We start from the raw sequence: 1121 nt of genomic DNA, 5'->3' as shown, positions 1-1121 counted from the left end.
GGTCAATTAGTATCGGTTAGCTTCACACGTTACCGCGCTTCCACACCCGACCTATCAACGTTGTGGTCTTCAACGGACCTTCAGAGGTATCAAGTACCTGGGGAGACCTTATCTTGGGAGGGGCTTCCCGCTTAGATGCTTTCAGCGGTTATCCCGTCCGTACATAGCTACCCGGCAATGCGTCTGGCGACACAACCGGAACACCAGGGGTACGTCCACTCCGGTCCTCTCGTACTAGGAGCAGCTTCCCTCAAGTCTCCAACGCCCACGGCAGATAGGGACCGAACTGTCTCACGACGTTCTAAACCCAGCTCGCGTACCACTTTAAATGGCGAACAGCCATACCCTTGGGACCGACTTCAGCCCCAGGATGTGATGAGCCGACATCGAGGTGCCAAACACCGCCGTCGATATGAACTCTTGGGCGGTATCAGCCTGTTATCCCCGGAGTACCTTTTATCCGTTGAGCGATGGCCCTTCCATACAGAACCACCGGATCACTAAGACCTACTTTCGTACCTGCTCGACGTGTCTGTCTCGCAGTCAAGCACCCTTATGCCTTTGCACTCAATGCGCGATTTCCGACCGCGCTGAGGGTACCTTCGTGCTCCTCCGTTACGCTTTTGGAGGAGACCGCCCCAGTCAAACTACCCACCATGCACTGTCCCTACCCCGGATCACGGGGCGAGGTTAGAACGTCAAACAGACCAGGGTGGTATTTCAAGGATGGCTCCACCAGAACTGGCGTCCTGGATTCACAGCCTCCCACCTATCCTACACAAGTCGGTTCAACGTCCAGTGCAAAGCTATAGTAAAGGTTCACGGGGTCTTTCCGTCTAGCCGCGGGTACTCGGCATCTTGACCGAGAATTCAATTTCACTGAGTCTCGGGTAGAGACAGTGCCGCCATCGTTACGCCATTCGTGCAGGTCGGAACTTACCCGACAAGGAATTTCGCTACCTTAGGACCGTTATAGTTACGGCCGCCGTTTACCGGGGCTTCGATCAAGAGCTTCTCCGAAGATAACCCCATCAATTAACCTTCCGGCACCGGGCAGGCGTCACACCCTATACGTCCGCTTGCGCGTTTGCAGAGTGCTGTGTTTTTAATAAACAGTCGCA

Annotated in this window: 1 rRNA gene; it reads right to left on the bottom strand. The window is 54.8% G+C overall.

Annotated features, from left to right (window positions below):
- Positions 1-1121 (bottom strand): 23S ribosomal RNA (locus ACFSJC_RS19975); the annotation flags it as partial.

The organism is Thiorhodococcus fuscus (assembly GCF_042682685.1).
GTDB classification, from domain to species: domain Bacteria; phylum Pseudomonadota; class Gammaproteobacteria; order Chromatiales; family Chromatiaceae; genus Imhoffiella; species Imhoffiella fuscus.
Note: the sequence above shows the minus strand (reverse complement) of the source record. Positions and strands in the feature narration are given on the sequence as shown.